The sequence below is a fragment of the Duganella alba genome, from assembly GCF_009674495.1.
Taxonomy (GTDB): Bacteria; Pseudomonadota; Gammaproteobacteria; order Burkholderiales; family Burkholderiaceae_D; genus Rugamonas; species Rugamonas alba.
In genome coordinates this window covers 71,299-88,516 of sequence record NZ_WKJN01000006.1, presented here as the reverse complement: position 1 = coordinate 88,516, position 17,218 = coordinate 71,299, and the positions used below count along the sequence as shown (strand labels likewise).

Below are 17,218 nucleotides of genomic sequence, written 5' to 3'. Positions count from 1 at the left end.
TGAAGGTGCGCCGTGCCCGCCATCCTAAATTATCTCGTTCACCTGTTGCTGGCCGCTTTGCTGCTGGCTGTCTTCTTCAAAGCCTACACCTGGATGACGCCTTTCGACGAGGTGAAGCTGATACGCGAGGGGAACCAGGCTGCCGCACTATCGCTGGGCGGGGCATTGATAGGTTTTTCCATCACTATCGGTTCGGCACTGATGCATACTCTCGATTACCAGCAGTTCTTTGCCTGGGCCTTCGGCGCGATGGTGATCCAGATGCTGGCCTATGCCATCACCACCCGCGTGCTGAATATGTCGAAGGACCAGATCGAAGCGAATAACACTGCGTTCGGCGGCCTGCTGGGCGCCATCTCCATTTCCATCGGCGTGATCAACGGCGCCGGCATTTCCTAAGCGAGGACCATCATGGGTATCGGCAGCTTTATCAAGAAGCAGTTTATCGATGTACTGCAATGGAACGAGGACACCGACGGCGTCCTGGCCTGGCGCTATCCGATGGCGGACCAGGAGATCCAGAACGGCGGCGTGCTGGTGGTGCGCGAATCGCAAGTGGCGGTGTTCGTCAACGAAGGCCAGATCGCCGATGTGTTCGGCCCCGGCACCCACAAGCTGACCACGCAGACCCTGCCGCTGCTGACCAATCTGAAAAACTGGGACAAGCTGTTCGACTCGCCGTTCAAGTCGGACGTGTACTTCTTCAGCACCCGCGTGCAGACCGGCCGCAAATGGGGCACGCCGCAGCCGATCACCATCCGCGACAAGGACTTCGACATGGTGCGCGTGCGCGCCTTCGGCATGTACTCGTACCGCGTGACCAATGCGCGCGCCTTCTTCACCGAAATCAGCGGCACGCGCGAGGTCTACACCCGCGACGAAGTGGAAGACCAGCTGCGCGGCATCCTGATGGCGACCATGGCCAGTTCGCTGGGCGCGTCGCAGGTGCCGTTCCTCGACATGGCGGCCAACCAGGCGCTGATGGCGCAACAGGTCAAGGGCGACCTGACCGCCGCGTTTGCGCGCTACGGCATCGCGCTGGATGAATTCAACGTGGCCAGCGTCAGCCTGCCGGAAGAACTGCAGGCGGCGCTGGACGAGCGCATCTCGGCCGGCATGAAAGGCGGCATGAGCGCGGACAAGATGGCCGGCTTCACCAAGTACCAGGTGGCCAGCGCGATTCCGCTGGCGGCCGGGAACGAAAGCGGCCTGGCCGGCATCGGCGCGGGACTGGGCGCCGGCATGACGGTTGGCCAGGTGATCGGCCAGACGCTGGGCAGCACGCTGGCGCCGCAGGCTGCCGCGGCCGCGGCTCCTGCTGCCGCAGCCGACGATTCGGTCGAGGCGCGGCTGGGGCAACTCAAAGGTCTGCTGGATAAGGGCCTGATTTCGGCCGCCGACTACGACAGCACCAAGGCCGAGCTGCTGAAAAAACTGATCGGCTAACACTGCATGCAAATCGTTTCCTGTCCCAGCTGCGGCGCGGAAGTCAAATTCCGCTCGCACGCCTCGGTCATGGCGGTCTGCGAGTATTGCAGCACGCGCGTGCTCAAGGACGCCGACGCCGTCAAAGACCTGGGCAAGATGTCGTCCGTGCTGGAGGATTATTCGCCGATCCAGATCGGCACCGCCGGCGTGCTGGGCGGCCGGCCGTTCACGGTGGTGGGCCGCATCCAGCTGCGCTATTCGGCCGGCATGTGGAACGAGTGGTATCTGCTGTTTGACGACGGCAAAACCTCGTGGCTCGGCGATTCGTCCGGCATGTACACCATCACGGCGGAATACCAGGGCGACGCGCAGCTGCCGGCCTTCGAGCAGCTGACGCCGGGCCGGAACTACCCGATCAACGGCGCGCCCTACACGGCGGCCGAAATCCGCGTGGCCGATTGCATCGGCGGCCAGGGCGAGCTGCCGTTTGCGGTGGGCGACGGCTACCAGGCCAAGGTGGCGGATTTCCGCCGTGGCGTGGAATTCATCACGCTCGATTACTCGGATTCGCCACGTCCGGTGGTCTACACGGGGCTGGCCGTCACGCTCGACAGCCTGCAATGCCAGCTGCTGCGCGACGACGACACCATCCAGCGCGCGGCCGGCCGATATCGCGGCAAGCTCGATGCGCTCGATTGCCCATCGTGCGGCACGCCGATCAAATACCTGCCCGGCATCACCGCCAACCTGGTGTGCCCGGCCTGCGCCACGCAGATCGACGCCGCCAGCCCGAAAGCGCAAGTGGTGGCGGCCGGCGAACGCGTGGCCGCCGTGCCGCTGACGCTGGAGCTGGGTGCGACGGCCAAAATCAACAACCAGGAATTCACCATCATCGGCATGATGCGCCGCGCCGACGACGAAGGCACGCAGTGGAACGAATACCTGATGTACGGCCCGCGCGCCGGCTTCTCGTGGCTGGTGGAGACCGACGACGGCTGGTCCGGCGCCAATGTGCTGGCCGAGTGGCCGATGAACTACACGCCCGGCGCGCCGAAAGTGCTTGTGGATAAGGTGCAGTTTTCCCGCCTGTACGACTACGGCTCGGAAGTGACGTACGCGGTGGGCGCCTTCAACTGGCGCGTGGCCGTCGGCGACAAGACGCGCGTGGAGGAATTCCAGGCGGGCCAGCTGCGGCTGGCGTCCGAGACCACCGCGCAGGAGATGACGTGGTCGCGCTCCTCGCCGGTGTCGGCGGACCAGTTGTCGCTGTGGTTCGGCAGCGCTTTCAAGGGCCGCGTGAAGTCGCCGTCCAGGTCCCAGCCGTTCGGGAATAACCGCTACCGCACCACCGCCAAGTACATCATCTGGTTCATGCTGGTGCTGAACGCGGTGCCGTTGCTATTCAATTTTTCCGGTACCTGGTTCCTGACGGCGATCGCCGCGCTGGCGATCTACCTGCCGGCGACCTTCCTCGATAACAACGACAAGACATGAGCAAATTCTTTATCTATGCAGTCATCGTCGTGCTGTTCAGCGCCGGCAGCAGCTGGACGCGGATGCTGGGCGGCGGCAGCACCGGCAGCGGCTATCGCGGCAGCGCCTGGACGTCGCACACCGGCGCCGGCGGTGGCAGTTGGGGCGGCGGTTCCGGCGGCGGAGGCCACAAGTGAAACGCGAACTCCTGCCGTCGGCACCTCCTGGCGCGGCGCCCGCGCACGCGCCGTCCGGCACTCATGTGCTGGCTGACCTGAGCGGCATCGCTGCCGAAAAATTGAGCAACTGCGCCGCCTTGGAAACGCTGTTGCGCAACGCCGCCGAAGCGGCCGGCGCGCAAGTCTTGTTCAGCCATTTCCACGCCTTCGGCGAAGGCCAGGGCGTGACCGGCGTGGTGCTGCTGGCGGAGTCGCATATCACCATCCACACTTGGCCGGAATGCGGCTTTGCCGCCGCAGACATCTTCATGTGCGGCAAAGCGCAGCCGGAGTTAGCACTCGCTGTCATTACCAGCGCCTTGCAGCCGTGTTTGTCACAGAACAACATTCACCAGCATGCCCGCGCTGCGGTGCTAGAATGAAAAAATCATCGGGAGGCGCCACTGCGGCGGGCATTAATGATCGAACAAATCACCGTTAAAAACTTTAAATCCCTGGCCGATGTCACCATCGATTTCGGCAAGTTTAATTGTTTTGTCGGTTTAAACGGTGCAGGAAAAACCACCATTCTGCAGGCGCTGGATTTTATTGCCCAGCAAATGCGCGGAAATGTTAGCGATTGGCTTGATGAGCGCGGCTGGTCTGGCGAGGATTTGCTCTTCCACGGCGGCGTCAATCCGGGATTGAATTCCGGTACTGTGGAGGTGCGGTTTCGCTTGCAAAGCGGCGACCTATTAAGCTGGACAGCCTCTTTTAGTTCCACGCGTTTGCAACTGATGGACGAAGTTGCCGTCCTCATGAGTGCGCCGTCAGAACAACTGCTCTCTACCAGCGCGGAACATTTTACGCTTGACGGCGTCATGCTCGATATTGCATTCAATTACGAGGGTTCGATGCTGTCCCAGTTCAGGGACAAACTCTTGCCAGAACCACTGCTTGAATTAAAAACAGCGCTCATCAATATGCGCTCGCTTTACCTGCTGGCACCGCATCTGCTGCGCCGCAATTCTCGCCTCACCGACCACAGCGGTTTAAGTGCGGGAGGCGATGGCTTGCCCGCCTTCCTCGACAAGATACAAGGCTCGTCCAAAGAACGCCTGGAAAAAATGCTGCGGGTGTTCTATCCCAACATCACCGGTTTTACGGTGGTTACCATGCCGATGGGCTCGCGGCGATTGATGATCAGCGAACAGCTAACGCAACAGGGAGTGGACGGCAAGCAAACCTTGATAATGCACGCCAGCCACGTCAACGACGGCCTGCTCCGGGTACTGGCGATACTGGCCCAGCTCGAATATGACAGCACGAATATCCTGGTGCTGGATGAAATCGAAAACGGCATCAATCCGGAAATCACAGAGAAGCTGGTGGACTTGCTGGTGCAGTGCCCGGCCCAGATTATCGTCACCACGCACAGTCCAATGATCCTGAATTATATGGCTGACGATATCGCAAAAACGGCAGTGAAATTTGTCTTCAAGGATACCAGCGGCCGTACCGACGTTCAGCCGTTCTTCTCCTTGCCTGCGACGGCAGAAAAGCTGGCTTACATGGGACCAGGTGAGGCGTTCGTCGATACCAACCTTAATCGGCTGACCGAGACATTTCTCCAAGCGAAGAAAGCGTCCATGCCGGTGCAGCCATGATGGTTGTACTGAGCGGCGAAGGCAAGTCCGATCTGGGCGATTGCAATAACAGCCAAGGTCAATGTCAGGTTCCGGATTTTGTCCACGGTCCAATGACCTTGCTTGTCGACCAGATCCTCGCGCAGCGTCTGCACTATTCCATGCTGGAAGTCACGCCGGCGCAATACATCTATATCCGCAAGTCACAGTTAATGGCGTTGGCAGCACAACGCAAGGCCGGCAAGGAAAGCATCTCCTTAACAGGGAAAAAGAACGGCCAAGACACAGGATATTTTCGAATCAATGCCTGGGTACTGGGTAAAGAAACCCTGCGCTTGCAACAAGAGAACGGGGACCAAGCGATTGCCATTTTGTTCCGTGACTGTGATGGCACCAATTCTACCCCTGCCGGTCTATGGGATCAGAAGTGGAAAGCGATGGTAGAGGGCTTTGCCAGGTCAGAGCTGGGAGAATGCGGCGTGCCCATGCTACCCAAACCAAAATCGGAAGCCTGGCTGCTGTGTGCAGCAAAAGCGCATCCTTATCAGCATTGCGCGGCGCTGGAAGATATGTCCGGCAACGACAAATCCCCGCATGCCCTCAAGGATGCACTCGACGCTGCCTATGGCCGCGAGCTCTCCAGTGCCGAGCAAGTCGATTGGCTAACAGAGCATGGCTACGATGACGAGAAGGCGGCAAACCAGATGCCCAGCCTGCAAAAATTCAAGGAACGCCTGAACGCGGCGATGAACATTCTGGGGCTTCCCTCTTACCAAGGAGTGTGACAATAATGAGCTATCGTTTCGTAGCAGCATCTGCCTTCCTGTTGGCTGCCTGTGGCGGCGCCCAGGCGGCGGACATCACCGTGTTCGGCACCGTGGCCGCCAAGTCGGCGCTGGAGCAGATCGCCCCGGCGTTTGAGGCGAGCAGCGGCCACAAGGTCACGCTGCACATCGCCACCACCGGCGAACTGAAGTCCGACATCGAGAAAGGCGCGCACTTCGACGTCGCCTTCCTGACCGCCGCCGCGCTGGACGATCTGGCCAGGCAGGGCAAGCTGGACGCCGCCGGCAAGGTCGCGGTGGCGCGCAGCGGCGTCGGCGTGACGGTGGCCAGGACCGCGTCCAAGCCGGCCATCGGCAACGCCGACGACTTCAAGCGCACGCTGCTGGCGGCGAAATCCATCACCTACTCGGCACAGGGCGCGACCGGGCCGACGATGAAGAAGATCTTCGAGCAGTTCGGCATTACGGAAGCCATGGGTGCCAAAACCGTCATCATCAGCAAAATCACCGCGCCGCAGGCGGTGGCGGCCGGTCAGGCGGAAATGGGCTTTACGCAGATTAGCGAAATCTTCGACTCGCCGGAAGCCCAACTGGCCGGGCCATTGCCGGCCGAGGTGCAGGTGTATTCGACCTTCTCGGCGGCGCCGTCGGCCACGGCAAGCGACCGTGCAGCCGCGCAGGCCTTCGTCAACGCGCTGGCGCAGCCAGCCGCCAAGGCCATCCTCAAGGCGCGCGGGCTGGAACCGCTGTAGGCTGGCGCGCTGCCAGTTTTTTCAGCAGCGCGGGCAGGAAGATAATCAGCGCATCGATCAGCGCGTGCGCGATCATGCAGGCGATCAGGTCGCGCTGCCACAGGTACAGGCCGGTGAGAATGCCGCCGCCGAACAGCACGCCCACCATGTGGCTCAGCGTCCAGCCGCCCATGTGCGCCAGCGTGAACACCACCAGCGGGATCAGCGCGGCCAGCCACAGCTTGCCGGTCATCTCGGCCAGACGCTCGATCGGGTAGCCACGGAACATGATTTCTTCGGTGATGCCGGCCGTGAGCACCACGGCCCAGCGGAACCAGGCCGGTGTGGCCAGTAGGCGCATCAGGCCCTGCTCGGAACCTTCCGGCAACGCCGCCTTGCCGCCCTTGCTGGCCTGGATCACCGACATGACCGAGGTGGCCAGAATGGTCAGGCCCAGCGCGAGGCCGATCAGCCAGGCCAGGTAATTGCCGCCGGCGATACCGATGCTCGACAGCGGACGCTGTTCCCACAACAGCAGCCACGCCAGCAGGACCAGGCAGCAGCCCCACATCGTCAGCAGATGGCGGCGCATGTTCATCGGCCCGCTCTTGCTGTCGCGGTACAACAGGGCGAACAGCGTGGGCAGGCCCATCGCCAGCAGCAGGCCGATGACGGTGTCGATCATGCGGCGGCGGCCTGTTCCGCGGCGAGGGCCGCGTCTTTTTCATTGGCGGCGACGGCGGACGGGCGGCCCTGCACGCGCGCGACGTATTGTTCGATGACGGGCAGCTTGGGCACCAGGCCGAACATCATCATCCAGCCGAAAGCCGTGCCCCACAGGATGTCGAGCGCACTGAACTGCTCGCCCAGCAGGTACGGCCCCTTGGAAAGCTGCTCGATCAACGTGGCGAACATGGTGTCGAAGTCACCGTAGTGGCAGGCCTGCTTGTCGGCCGGCTTGTTCTTCATCCACTGGTCGACAATGGCTGGCTCGAAGCAACTGCCGTAGAACGCCATCCAGCGCAGGTAGGGACCGCGCAGTGGATCGCCCAGCGGCGGCGCCAGCTTGGCGTCCGGGAACAGGTCGGCCAGATACAGGTAGATCGCCACCTGTTCGGTGACGACGGCGTCGCCGTGGCGGATGGCCGGGACTTTGCCCATCGGATTGACGGCCAGGTAGGCGGCTTCGCGGTTCTCGCCCTTGCGCATGTTCATCACATGCAGCGCGTAGGGGGCGTGCAGTTCTTCCAGCAAGGTCAGCACGCCGGTGGAGCGCGAATGCGGGCAGTGGTACAAGGTCAGTTGCGGTGCCATGAATTTCTCCTTCGGGTGGGTGAAAACTCACGATAACTCTTGCTAAGATGGTGGTCTTGTAAAAACGCGAACGCCTTATGACAACGCTGCAAAGTGTACCGCGTCCTACCCGTGGTGTGGTGAATCCGGCGGCGGGCGAAAAAATATTTCGGTTGGAACGCTACCTGCCCGACGCCGACCTTGCGCCTTTCATCGAGCACTTCTGGCTGGTGGCGTGGACGCTGCCGGACGGCGTGGTGCACGTACAGCGCACCCTGCCTTCGCCGTGCATCCACGTGGTGTTCGACACCGGCCGCACGGCGGTGTTTGGCGTGATGACGGGCGCGTTCGAATACACGCTGCGCGGCAGCGGCCGCGTGCTGGGCCTGCGCTTCCGGCCGGGCGCGTTTCGCGGTTTCCTGGGGCAGCCGGTGCAGACGGCCACCAATCGCGAGCTGCCACTGTCCGCCGTGTTTGATTGCGATGACGCCGAGGCGGAACGCAGCGTGCTCGGCGCGGCCGACGATGCCGGCATGGTGGCCGCCGCCAGCGCCATCATCCGCACCGCGCTGCCGACGGTCGATCCGCAAACCGAGCGTATCGCTTTCGTCCTCGACACCATCCAAAACAATCCGGACATCACGCAGGTGCAGCAGTTGGCGGAACAGGTCGACATCAGCGTGCGCCGGCTGCAAATGCTGTTCAAGGAATACGTCGGCGCGACGCCCAAATGGGTCATCCGCCGCAACCGCCTGCTGGATGCCTCCGACTTGCTCGCCAAAGGCAGCGACGTCGACCTGGCCTCGCTGGCGCAGGCGCTCGGCTACTACGACCAGGCCCACTTCACCACCGATTTCGAAAAACTGGTCGGCAAGCCGCCCGCCGACTATCGCCGCAGTTGCAAGGAACAATCATGACCCGCCGTTTCAAACAGGTAGACGTTTTTACTTCCACGCCGTTCAAAGGCAATCCGCTGGCGGTGATTCTCGATGCTGAAGGACTCAGCAGCGAGCAGATGCAGGCGATTGCGCGCTGGACCAATTTGTCCGAGACCACGTTTGTGCTGCCGCCTACCGATCCAGCGGCCGACTATCGCGTGCGCATCTTCACCACGCAGGAAGAGTTTCCGTTTGCTGGCCATCCAACGCTGGGTACCGCGCACGCGCTGCTGGAAGCTGGGCTGCAACCAAAAACGCCGGGCGTTCTGATTCAGGAATGCGGCGTCGGCCTGGTCACCGTCAACATCGCCAGCGATGGCGGCCTGGCGTTTCGCGCACCAGCGGCGCGGCTGGAGACAATGAACAGCAGCCTGCTGCCGCTGCTACACACAACGCTGGGTTCGGAAGCGCTGGCCGACAGCCATCCGCCGGTGGTGGTCAACATGGGCATCTGCTGGCTGGCCGTGCGACTGGATACGGCGGCCGATTGCCTCGCCGTGATACCTAATGCCGCCGCGCTGGATGAACTGATGCGCCGCACCGCCAGCAACGGCGTCGCCATCTACGGCCCACATCCTGCCGGCGGCCCGGCAGACTACGAAGTGCGCGCGCTGTTCCTGGAAAACGGCATCCAGATCGAAGACCCGGTCACCGGCAGCGCCAACGCCTGCATCGCCCGCCTGCTGCCCGCCCGCGACTACAGCGCCCGACAAGGCACAGCGCTGGGCCGCGATGGACGTGTTACCGTCACCTACGCCGATGGCGATCCCTGGATCGGCGGCAAAGCGGTCACCGTCATCGACGGCACACTACGCGCGGCGTAGCAGCACCGGCAAGCAAAGCAGATACAGGCATGCGCCGATGATCCACACCATGCCTGGGAACGTACCGCGTGACATGAAGTAAATCGTGCTGATGGCGACTGGACCGATCACCGACGCCAGACTGGCGGTGCTGGCCATCACGCCCTGCAGCTTGCCCTGCTGATCCGAGCCGACGCTGCCCGACACCAGCGACTGCAACGCCGGCGCGCCGATGCCGCCCAGGCAGAACAGCGGCATCAGCGCAAACGCCACCCAGCCGTGGACAGTCAACGCCAGGATCACATACGCCGTGCCGTCGGAGACGATACCGATCAGCAGCGCGGCACGTTCGCCCCAGCGTTCGGCAATCGGCCCCACCACAAACGCCTGCGCCAGCGCGTGAAAGGCGCCGAAGCCGGCCAGCGACAGGCCGATGGTCAGCGCATCCCAGGCGAACTTGTCTTCGCCATACAGCACCCAGATGGTGCCGCCGATTTCGCCCACCAGGACCAGGATCACGTAGACGCCCAGCAATGGCAGCAAGGCCTTGAAGCTGAGGGCCCAGCGCAGGCTGGCCAATGGGTTCAAGGAAATGCGCTCTGCGCTGTCCTTGGCGGTGTGCGACTCCTTCACCAGCCACAGCGTCAGCAGCAGGTTCAGCGCATTCATCGCGGCGGCGGCTAGGAACGGCGCACGCACCCACCAGGCGCCAAGCAAGCCGCCGAGCACCGGGCCGATGATGAAGCCGATACCGAAGCACGCGCCCAGCTGCCCGTAACGGCGCGAACGCTGCTCTTCCGGCGTGACGTCGGCTATGTAGGCCGAGGTGACGGCCATGCTGGCGCCGGTGATGCCGGCAATCGCGCGGCCGACAAACAACAGCGACAGCGATGGCGCGATCGCCATGAACAGATAATCGACCACCGCGCCGGCCAGCGACAGCAGCAGAATCGGCCGCCGGCCGTAGCGATCGCTCATCATGCCGAGGATGGGCGAAAACACAAACTGCATCAGCGCATACAAACCAGTGAAAGCGCCAAAGCGCCATCCCAGTTCCGCCGTATGGCCAACATCACGCATCAGCTGCGGAATGATCGGCATGGTCAATCCAATGCCGATCGCGCTCAGCACGACAGTCGACAAAATAGTCAGCAGCGCTCGATTCATTTTATTATTTTTTAATCAAAGAGCGCCGATTATAGGCCTGCCGCTTTTCTCAAGATGTGGCCGCTGTCACATGCACAGGCGTAAAAAAAGGCAGCCGAGGCTGCCTTTTTTGCGGGTGCTGCTAGAGCGTTGCTTAGTGCTTCGCGCGCAGTTTGGCGATCGCTGCCAGCTGGCCGATGGCCGCTGCCAGTTCGGCTTGCGCTTTCGCGTAGTCGATACCGGAGCTGTTGTTGGCCAGCGTTTCCTCGGCGCGTTTCTTGGCCGAAGTCGCTTTGGCTTCGTCCAGATCCTTGCCGCGGATCGCGGTGTCCGCCAGCACCGTCACGGCGCCCGGCTGCACTTCCAGCAGACCGCCGGCAACGAAGACGAACTCTTCTTCAGCCTGGCCTGGAACCTGGATGCGCACCGCGCCCGGACGGATACGGGTAATCAGCGGCGTGTGCTTCGGGTAGATACCCAGCTCGCCCTGCTCACCCGGCAACGCGACGAATTCGGCTTCGCCGGAGTAGATCAACTCCTCGGCGGAAACCACGTCAACGTGAATAGTGTTTGCCATGTGTGTCCTATCGGGTGGAACGCCCCGGCGTTACGGCCGGGGCGAACAACTCAAACAATTAGTTGAGTTTCTTGGCTTTTTCGATGGCTTCTTCGATCGTGCCGACCATGTAGAACGCTTGCTCTGGCAGGTGATCGAGTTCGCCCGACGCGATCATCTTGAAGCCTTTGATCGTGTCTTTCAGCGAAACGTATTTACCAGGCGCGCCGGTAAACACTTCAGCAACGTGGAACGGCTGCGACAGGAAACGCTGCATCTTACGGGCGCGAGCCACCAGCAGTTTGTCTTCCGGCGCCAGTTCGTCCATACCCAGAATCGCGATGATGTCGCGCAGTTCCTTGTAGCGCTGCAGGGTGCCCTGTACGGCACGCGCAGTGTCGTAGTGGTCCTGGCCAACGACCAGCGGGTCCAGCTGACGCGAGGTCGAATCCAGCGGGTCCACCGCAGGGTAGATACCCAGCGAGGCGATGTCACGCGACAGCACGACGGTCGAATCCAGGTGACCGAAGGTGGTCGCTGGCGACGGGTCGGTCAAGTCATCCGCTGGCACGTACACGGCCTGGATCGAGGTGATCGAACCGGTCTTGGTCGAGGTGATGCGCTCTTGCAGACGGCCCATCTCTTCGGCCAGGGTCGGCTGGTAACCCACGGCGGAAGGCATACGGCCCAGCAGTGCGGATACTTCGGTACCGGCCAGCGTGAAGCGGTAGATGTTGTCCACGAAGAACAGAACGTCCTTGCCTTCGTCACGGAACGCTTCGGCCATGGTCAGACCGGTCAGCGCGACGCGCAGACGGTTGCCTGGTGGTTCGTTCATCTGACCGTAGACCATCGCCACTTTCGAGTTCTCTGGATTTTCCAGATCGACGACTTTGGCATCGGCCATCTCGTGGTAGAAGTCGTTACCTTCACGGGTACGCTCACCCACGCCGGCGAACACGGACAGACCCGAGTGCGCTTTGGCGATGTTGTTGATCAGTTCCATCATGTTCACGGTCTTGCCGACGCCGGCGCCACCGAACAGACCCACTTTACCGCCTTTGGCGAACGGGCACACCAGGTCAATCACCTTGATGCCGGTTTCCAGCAGATCCTGCGATGGCGACAGTTCGTCGTAGGCAGGAGGCGCGCGGTGGATCGAGGCGATCTGGTCGTGAGCGACCGGGCCGCATTCGTCGATCGGATTGCCCAGCACGTCCATGATGCGACCCAGGGTCGCTTTACCCACTGGCACCATGATCGGCTTGCCGGTGTTCTGGATCTGCATGCCGCGACGCAGGCCGTCCGACGAACCCAGTGCGATGGTACGCACGATGCCGTCACCCAATTGTTGTTGTACTTCCAGCGTCAGCTCGGAGCCTTCCATCTTCAAGGCATCAAATACCTTGGGCATTGCGTTGCGTGGAAACTCAACGTCAACCACCGCGCCGATACACTGAACGATTTTGCCATCAGCCATGTTCGTTCCTTCAAATATAGTTAAATTCGTTTAAACCGCTGCCGCACCGGCGACGATTTCGGAGAGTTCTTTGGTAATCGCAGCTTGGCGGGTTTTGTTGTAGATCAGTTTCAGTTCACCGATCACGCTACCTGCGTTGTCGCTTGCCGCCTTCATCGCCACCATCCGCGCCGATTGCTCGGACGCCAGGTTTTCCGCGACCGACTGGTACACCAGCGCTTCTACATAGCGCTCCAGCAGTTCATCGATGACAGTTGCTGCATCCGGCTCGTAGATGTAATCCCAGTTGTGATTACCTGCGTCAGCCTGTTTGCTGGCAGCCGGCAGTGGCAGCAGCTGCTGCACGACCGGTTCCTGTTTCATCGTGTTGATGAACTTGGTGTAGCACAGGTAAACCGCATCAACCTCGCCGTTCTGGAACTTTTCCAGCATGACTTTAACGGGGCCAATCAGTTTTTCCAGGTGCGGGGTGTCGCCGATCTGGGTCACTTGCGCAACCACCGGCACGCCGACGCGGTTCAGGAAACCCAAACCCTTGTTACCAATCGCCACGGCGGCAATCTTGTTGCCGGCGGCTTCCAGCTCACGCGATTTGTTCGTCACCAGACGCAGGATGTTGGTGTTCATGCCGCCGCACAGACCCTTGTCGGTCGTCACAACGATGAAGCCAACCGCCTTGGCCGATTCCTTGGCTTCATCGGCCAGGAACGGGTGCGTGTACTCCGGATTTGCGTTCGCCAGATTTGCAGCGATGTTACGAATCTTCTCACTGTAGGGACGGGCGGCGCGCATGCGATCCTGCGCTTTGCGCATTTTCGATGCGGCGACCATTTCCATCGCCTTGGTGATCTTCTTCGTATTTTCTACGCTTTTGATCTTGCCACGTATCTCTTTGCCTACTGCCATGAGTCCTTACTCCTTCTGCGCTGACGGCGCCCCAGGTTTGACCGGGGCGCCAAGCACCTTAAAATGCGCCGGATTTCTTGAAGTCGGCAATGGCGGCCGACAGCGTTGCTTCGCCGTCTTTGTCCAGTTGCTTCGACGATTCAATCTTCGACAGCAGGTCAGCTTGTTTGGTCTTCAGGTACGCATGCAGGCCGGCTTCGAACGACAGTACTTTCTTGACTTCGACGTCATCCAGGTAGCCCTTGTTCACTGCGAACAGCGAGGCGGCCATCAGGGAGATCGACAGTGGCGAGTACTGCTTCTGTTTCAGCAGTTCGGTCACGCGGGCGCCGCGGTCCAGCTGTTTGCGGGTCGACTCGTCCAGGTCCGAAGCGAACTGCGCGAACGCAGCCAGTTCACGGTACTGGGCCAGGTCGGTACGGATACCGCCGGACAGGTTTTTGATGACCTTGGTCTGTGCGGCACCACCGACGCGCGACACCGAGATACCGGCGTTGATCGCAGGACGGATGCCCGAGTTGAACAGCGAGGTTTCCAGGAAGATCTGGCCGTCGGTGATCGAAATCACGTTGGTCGGCACGAACGCGGACACGTCGCCTGCCTGGGTTTCGATGATCGGCAGGGCGGTCAGCGAACCGGTCTTGCCGGTGACGGCGCCTTTGGTGAACGCTTCGACGTAGTCGGCGTTGACGCGGGCGGCGCGTTCCAGCAGACGGCTGTGCAGGTAGAACACGTCGCCTGGGTACGCTTCGCGGCCTGGTGGGCGGCGCAGCAGCAGCGAGATCTGACGGTAGGCAACTGCCTGCTTCGACAGGTCATCGTAGACGATCAGCGCGTCTTCGCCGCGGTCGCGGAAGTATTCGCCCATGGTGCAGCCCGAGTAAGCCGAAATGTACTGCATGGCAGCCGATTCCGACGCCGAGGCGGCGACCACAATGGTGTACTCCAGCGCGCCGTGCTCTTCCAGCGAGCGCACGATGTTCTTGATGGTCGAAGCTTTTTGGCCGATTGCAACGTAGATGCAAGTCATGCCCTGGCCTTTTTGGTTGATGATCGCATCAACCGCAACTGCCGATTTACCGGTTTGACGGTCGCCGATGATCAGCTCACGCTGGCCACGGCCGATTGGGACCATCGCGTCGATCGATTTCAGGCCGGTCTGCATCGGCTGCGACACGGATTCGCGGGCGATCACGCCTGGTGCGATCTTTTCGATTGGCGAGGTCAGCTTGGCGTCGATGGCGCCTTTGCCGTCGATTGGCTGGCCCAGCGCGTTGACCACGCGGCCTTTCAGTTCCGGACCGACTGGGACTTCCAGGATGCGGCCGGTGGTTTTGACGGTGTCGCCTTCCGAGATGTGCTCGTAAGCACCCAGAATCACGGCGCCGACCGAGTCGCGCTCCAGATTCATGGCCAGACCGAAGGTGTTGCCAGGGAATTCCAACATCTCGCCCTGCATCACGTCCGACAGGCCGTGAATGCGGACGATACCGTCGGCGACGGAAATAACCGTGCCTTGGTTACGTACTTCAGCGCCACCATCAAGGCCTTCGATACGGCTCTTGATCAGCTCGCTGATTTCAGATGGGTTGAGTTGCATACTAACTCCTAAAAGTGTTTCTCTCAGCTTGCGCGAGATGAAGAATCTGTTCTAAGCCGGTCGCCGAGGTTGAACTCAAGCGACCAGTGCAACACGCATTTGCTGCAGCTTGGCGCGCACCGAAGTGTCCAGCACTTCGTCGCCGACCACCACGCGCACGCCGCCGATCAGGGCCGGGTCCACGCTGACGACCGGGTGCAGCTTGCGGCTGAATTTCTTTTCCAGCGTCGCGATCAGCGTGCTTACTTGCGCAGCGTCGAGCTCGAAGGCGCTGGTGATGACCGCGTCTGCCGCACCTTCCGCGGCGTTTTTCAACGCCAGGAATTGCGCGCCGATTTCCGGCAGCAGACTGATACGGCCGTTTTCCACCAGCATCGTCAGGAAGTTATTGGCTTCCGGGCTGACCGGGGTTTTCACCAGGGCCTTGAAGGCGGCGACGATATCGCTGGCCGACGCTTTCGGGTTGCGGGCGAATGCTTGCACCTCGGGGTGGGCCGCGATCTGGGCCAGTTCGGCCACCAGTTCGGACCACGCCGCGAGGTTGAACGATTCCTTACCTGCTTGGGCTACGCGGAACAAAGCTTCCGCGTAGGGACGGGCGACGGTTGCGTTTTCTGCCATGATTACAGCTCGACAGACAGGCGCGACAACAGATCGGCGTGGGCCGAGGCGTTGACTTCGCGCTTGAGGATTTGCTCGGCGCCCTTCACAGCCAGGTCAGCCACCTGAGCGCGCAGCGCTTCGCGCGCCTTGGCCAGTTGCTGCTCGGCTTCGGCCTTGGCTTGCGCAATGATGCGGTCTGCTTCGGCTTGTGCATTCGCTTTGATTTCTTCAGCGACCAGTTGCGCGCGCTTTTCAGCGTCGGCAACGCGTTGCGAAGCTTCTTCGCGTGCACCGGCCAGTGCTTCGCTGGCGCGCTTTTCAGCGACAACCATTGCTTGCTGGCCCTGGTCGGCCGCAGCCAGACCGTCAGCGATACGCTTGGCACGCTCATCCAACGCTGCATTCAGCGATGGAAATACGAACTTCATCGACACCCAGACCAGCACCGCGAAGGTGATCATCTGACCGATGAGAGACATATTGATGTCCATACCTTTGCTCCTAACTAAAAGTTTCTCCTAGGGTGGAGCGAATTACTGAGCAGCGGACAGAACAGCAGCCAGGAATGGGTTGCTGAAGGTGTACAGCAGAGCAACACCAACGCCGATCATCGAGATCGCATCCAGCAGACCAGCGATAACGAACAGCTTGGTTTGCAGTTGTGGCATCAGTTCTGGTTGACGGGCCGACGCTTCCAGGAATTTACCGCCCAGAATGGCGAAACCCAGAGCGGTGCCGATAGCGGCCAGGCCGATGATGATAGCGGCTGCCAGAACGGTCATGCTTTGTACTTGTGCGATCAGAGCTTGCATTGAAATTTCTCCTAAGATTTAAAAAAGACTACAGATACTAAAAAAGTTAAAACCAGTGTTGCTTAGTGCTTCTCAACCGCAAGGCTCAGATACACAACCGTCAACGCCATAAACACAAACGCTTGCAGGGTCACCACCAGGATGTGGAAGATAACCCAAGGACCACCCAGCAGCCACTGCGCCCACCATGGCAGCAGAGCGATCAGAATGAACAGCAGTTCGCCGGCGTACATATTGCCGAACAAACGCAGCGACAGCGACAGTGGCTTGGCCAGCAACTCGATCATCTGGAAGATGAAGTTGACCGGCGCCAGCACGATGGCCATGAAGCCATGGGCGTGGAACGGCGCGGTGAACAGCTCTTTACCCCAGCCGCCGAGACCTTTGGCTTTGATCGAGAAACCAATAATGCACAGCATGACGCCGAACGACATGCCGAAAGTGTGGTTGACGTCGGCGGTCGGCACGACGCGCAGCTTGTGCACGCCGGCGTAGCTCAACAGTTTAGGCAGCAGGTCGACCGGCAGGAAGTCCATGGCGTTCATCAGCCAGACCCAGCAGAAGATGGTGATCGCCAGCGGGGCGATGACCTTGCTCTTGGCGTGGAAGGCCGAGTTGACCACTTCGTTGACCAGTTCCATCACGGCTTCGACGAAGTTTTGCAGCTTGCCCGGCACGCCGGCGGTGGCGCGGCGGCCGGCCAGCCAGAACACACCGAGGAAAATCAGGCCCAGAATGGCCGAAACCCAGAACGTGTCCAGGTTATAGGCGCCGTCTGCCGATTTCAGGTGGCTCAGGTGGTGCTGAATGTACTCAATATTAGTGGGCGCTTCGTGCCCTACGTGTTCAGTGGTCATAAA

The 17,218-nt window shown here is 61.0% G+C and carries 21 protein-coding genes; 10 read left to right on the top strand and 11 right to left on the bottom strand.

Features of this window, described 5'->3' with window-relative positions; genetic code table 11:
- The first annotated feature begins 12 nt into the window (after positions 1–12).
- Genes GJ695_RS07825 through GJ695_RS07790 form a run of 8 tightly spaced genes read left to right on the top strand, consistent with a single transcriptional unit; the run spans position 13 to position 6,242 of the window.
- On the top strand, positions 13–399 hold the full coding sequence (locus GJ695_RS07825) for a DUF350 domain-containing protein (RefSeq protein ID WP_371865288.1): 387 nt from the start codon (positions 13–15) through the stop codon (positions 397–399).
- Between the two features lie 12 nt (positions 400–411).
- A complete protein-coding gene (locus tag GJ695_RS07820) occupies positions 412–1,446 on the top strand; it encodes an SPFH domain-containing protein (protein ID WP_154363546.1) in 1,035 nt (344 codons plus the stop codon).
- Between the two features lie 6 nt (positions 1,447–1,452).
- A complete protein-coding gene (locus GJ695_RS07815) occupies positions 1,453–2,922 on the top strand; it encodes a DUF4178 domain-containing protein (protein ID WP_154363543.1) in 1,470 nt (489 codons plus the stop codon).
- The gene (locus tag GJ695_RS07810) at positions 2,919–3,098 is read left to right on the top strand and encodes a hypothetical protein (protein ID WP_154358054.1); all 180 of its coding nucleotides are present in this window, start codon (positions 2,919–2,921) and stop codon (positions 3,096–3,098) included. The genes GJ695_RS07815 and GJ695_RS07810 overlap by 4 nt, the downstream gene beginning before the upstream one ends.
- Positions 3,095–3,502 carry an adenosylmethionine decarboxylase gene (gene speD, locus GJ695_RS07805; protein ID WP_166455028.1) on the top strand — a complete coding sequence of 136 codons (408 nt, stop codon included), beginning with the start codon at positions 3,095–3,097 and terminating at the stop codon, positions 3,500–3,502. Before GJ695_RS07810 ends, speD begins: the two co-directional genes overlap by 4 nt.
- A gap of 36 nt (positions 3,503–3,538) precedes the next feature.
- On the top strand, positions 3,539–4,726 hold the full coding sequence (locus GJ695_RS07800; protein WP_154363541.1) for an AAA family ATPase: 1,188 nt from the start codon (positions 3,539–3,541) through the stop codon (positions 4,724–4,726).
- Positions 4,723–5,490, top strand: coding sequence for a hypothetical protein (locus GJ695_RS07795; protein ID WP_154363539.1), 768 nt, complete (start codon positions 4,723–4,725; stop codon positions 5,488–5,490). The genes GJ695_RS07800 and GJ695_RS07795 overlap by 4 nt, the downstream gene beginning before the upstream one ends.
- Before the next feature lie 5 nt (positions 5,491–5,495).
- On the top strand, positions 5,496–6,242 hold the full coding sequence (locus tag GJ695_RS07790; RefSeq protein ID WP_154363537.1) for a molybdate ABC transporter substrate-binding protein: 747 nt from the start codon (positions 5,496–5,498) through the stop codon (positions 6,240–6,242).
- Here the strand turns inward: GJ695_RS07790 and GJ695_RS07785 are convergent.
- Complete coding sequence (locus GJ695_RS07785; protein ID WP_154363535.1) at positions 6,214–6,906, bottom strand: CPBP family intramembrane glutamic endopeptidase; 693 nt, start codon at positions 6,904–6,906, stop codon at positions 6,214–6,216. The genes GJ695_RS07790 and GJ695_RS07785 overlap by 29 nt on opposite strands.
- Positions 6,903–7,535, bottom strand: coding sequence for a glutathione S-transferase family protein (locus GJ695_RS07780; protein WP_154363533.1), 633 nt, complete (start codon positions 7,533–7,535; stop codon positions 6,903–6,905). Before GJ695_RS07780 ends, GJ695_RS07785 begins: the two co-directional genes overlap by 4 nt.
- A 77-nt stretch (positions 7,536–7,612) precedes the next feature.
- On the opposite strand from GJ695_RS07780, the gene GJ695_RS07775 reads away from it, so the two are divergent.
- Together GJ695_RS07775 and GJ695_RS07770 are read left to right on the top strand one after the other, a co-directional pair.
- The gene (locus GJ695_RS07775; protein WP_154363531.1) at positions 7,613–8,431 is read left to right on the top strand and encodes an AraC family transcriptional regulator; all 819 of its coding nucleotides are present in this window, start codon (positions 7,613–7,615) and stop codon (positions 8,429–8,431) included.
- Positions 8,428–9,276: a PhzF family phenazine biosynthesis protein gene (locus GJ695_RS07770; protein WP_154363529.1), complete on the top strand. Its 849-nt coding sequence runs from the start codon at positions 8,428–8,430 to the stop codon at positions 9,274–9,276. The genes GJ695_RS07775 and GJ695_RS07770 overlap by 4 nt, the downstream gene beginning before the upstream one ends.
- On the opposite strand, the gene tet is transcribed toward GJ695_RS07770, so the two are convergent.
- The 9 genes from tet to atpB form a co-directional block, all read right to left on the bottom strand.
- Positions 9,262–10,422 carry a Tet(A)/Tet(B)/Tet(C) family tetracycline efflux MFS transporter gene (gene tet, locus GJ695_RS07765; protein WP_154363527.1) on the bottom strand — a complete coding sequence of 387 codons (1,161 nt, stop codon included), beginning with the start codon at positions 10,420–10,422 and terminating at the stop codon, positions 9,262–9,264. The two genes, GJ695_RS07770 and tet, sit on opposite strands and share 15 nt — an antisense overlap.
- 133 nt (positions 10,423–10,555) lie before the next feature.
- The gene (locus GJ695_RS07760; protein WP_154358046.1) at positions 10,556–10,978 is read right to left on the bottom strand and encodes a F0F1 ATP synthase subunit epsilon; all 423 of its coding nucleotides are present in this window, start codon (positions 10,976–10,978) and stop codon (positions 10,556–10,558) included.
- A 58-nt stretch (positions 10,979–11,036) separates the two neighbouring features.
- Entirely contained in the window at positions 11,037–12,437 is a 1,401-nt protein-coding gene (gene atpD / locus GJ695_RS07755; RefSeq protein ID WP_154363525.1) for a F0F1 ATP synthase subunit beta, read from the bottom strand.
- Between the two features lie 30 nt (positions 12,438–12,467).
- The gene (gene atpG / locus GJ695_RS07750) at positions 12,468–13,343 is read right to left on the bottom strand and encodes a F0F1 ATP synthase subunit gamma (protein WP_154358044.1); all 876 of its coding nucleotides are present in this window, start codon (positions 13,341–13,343) and stop codon (positions 12,468–12,470) included.
- Between the two features lie 58 nt (positions 13,344–13,401).
- A complete protein-coding gene (atpA, locus tag GJ695_RS07745) occupies positions 13,402–14,943 on the bottom strand; it encodes a F0F1 ATP synthase subunit alpha (protein WP_154358043.1) in 1,542 nt (513 codons plus the stop codon).
- Between the two features lie 75 nt (positions 14,944–15,018).
- A complete protein-coding gene (locus GJ695_RS07740; protein WP_154358042.1) occupies positions 15,019–15,564 on the bottom strand; it encodes a F0F1 ATP synthase subunit delta in 546 nt (181 codons plus the stop codon).
- Positions 15,565–15,566: 2 nt separating this feature from the next.
- The gene (locus GJ695_RS07735; RefSeq protein ID WP_154358041.1) at positions 15,567–16,037 is read right to left on the bottom strand and encodes a F0F1 ATP synthase subunit B; all 471 of its coding nucleotides are present in this window, start codon (positions 16,035–16,037) and stop codon (positions 15,567–15,569) included.
- 42 nt (positions 16,038–16,079) lie between these two features.
- Positions 16,080–16,358, bottom strand: coding sequence for a F0F1 ATP synthase subunit C (atpE, locus tag GJ695_RS07730; protein ID WP_135200866.1), 279 nt, complete (start codon positions 16,356–16,358; stop codon positions 16,080–16,082).
- 62 nt (positions 16,359–16,420) lie between these two features.
- Complete coding sequence (gene atpB, locus GJ695_RS07725) at positions 16,421–17,215, bottom strand: F0F1 ATP synthase subunit A (protein WP_154358040.1); 795 nt, start codon at positions 17,213–17,215, stop codon at positions 16,421–16,423.
- Positions 17,216–17,218: the final 3 nt, after the last annotated feature.

Excerpts from the sequence above, each read along its gene's own strand:
- atpG (WP_154358044.1), bottom strand. The coding sequence starts at position 13,343 with ATGGCAGTAGGCAAAGAGATACGTGGCAAGATCAAAAGCGTAGAAAAT.
- GJ695_RS07785 (WP_154363535.1), bottom strand. The coding sequence starts at position 6,906 with ATGATCGACACCGTCATCGGCCTGCTGCTGGCGATGGGCCTGCCCACG.
- atpE (WP_135200866.1), bottom strand. The coding sequence starts at position 16,358 with ATGCAAGCTCTGATCGCACAAGTACAAAGCATGACCGTTCTGGCAGCC.
- atpB (WP_154358040.1), bottom strand. The coding sequence starts at position 17,215 with ATGACCACTGAACACGTAGGGCACGAAGCGCCCACTAATATTGAGTAC.
- GJ695_RS07820 (WP_154363546.1), top strand. The coding sequence starts at position 412 with ATGGGTATCGGCAGCTTTATCAAGAAGCAGTTTATCGATGTACTGCAA.
- GJ695_RS07740 (WP_154358042.1), bottom strand. The coding sequence starts at position 15,564 with ATGGCAGAAAACGCAACCGTCGCCCGTCCCTACGCGGAAGCTTTGTTC.
- GJ695_RS07810 (WP_154358054.1), top strand. The coding sequence starts at position 2,919 with ATGAGCAAATTCTTTATCTATGCAGTCATCGTCGTGCTGTTCAGCGCC.
- GJ695_RS07800 (WP_154363541.1), top strand. The coding sequence starts at position 3,539 with ATGATCGAACAAATCACCGTTAAAAACTTTAAATCCCTGGCCGATGTC.
- GJ695_RS07770 (WP_154363529.1), top strand. The coding sequence starts at position 8,428 with ATGACCCGCCGTTTCAAACAGGTAGACGTTTTTACTTCCACGCCGTTC.
- GJ695_RS07815 (WP_154363543.1), top strand. The coding sequence starts at position 1,453 with ATGCAAATCGTTTCCTGTCCCAGCTGCGGCGCGGAAGTCAAATTCCGC.
- atpA (WP_154358043.1), bottom strand. The coding sequence starts at position 14,943 with ATGCAACTCAACCCATCTGAAATCAGCGAGCTGATCAAGAGCCGTATC.
- GJ695_RS07795 (WP_154363539.1), top strand. The coding sequence starts at position 4,723 with ATGATGGTTGTACTGAGCGGCGAAGGCAAGTCCGATCTGGGCGATTGC.
- GJ695_RS07760 (WP_154358046.1), bottom strand. The coding sequence starts at position 10,978 with ATGGCAAACACTATTCACGTTGACGTGGTTTCCGCCGAGGAGTTGATC.
- GJ695_RS07735 (WP_154358041.1), bottom strand. The coding sequence starts at position 16,037 with ATGGACATCAATATGTCTCTCATCGGTCAGATGATCACCTTCGCGGTG.
- GJ695_RS07775 (WP_154363531.1), top strand. The coding sequence starts at position 7,613 with ATGACAACGCTGCAAAGTGTACCGCGTCCTACCCGTGGTGTGGTGAAT.
- GJ695_RS07790 (WP_154363537.1), top strand. The coding sequence starts at position 5,496 with ATGAGCTATCGTTTCGTAGCAGCATCTGCCTTCCTGTTGGCTGCCTGT.
- atpD (WP_154363525.1), bottom strand. The coding sequence starts at position 12,437 with ATGGCTGATGGCAAAATCGTTCAGTGTATCGGCGCGGTGGTTGACGTT.
- GJ695_RS07780 (WP_154363533.1), bottom strand. The coding sequence starts at position 7,535 with ATGGCACCGCAACTGACCTTGTACCACTGCCCGCATTCGCGCTCCACC.
- tet (WP_154363527.1), bottom strand. The coding sequence starts at position 10,422 with ATGAATCGAGCGCTGCTGACTATTTTGTCGACTGTCGTGCTGAGCGCG.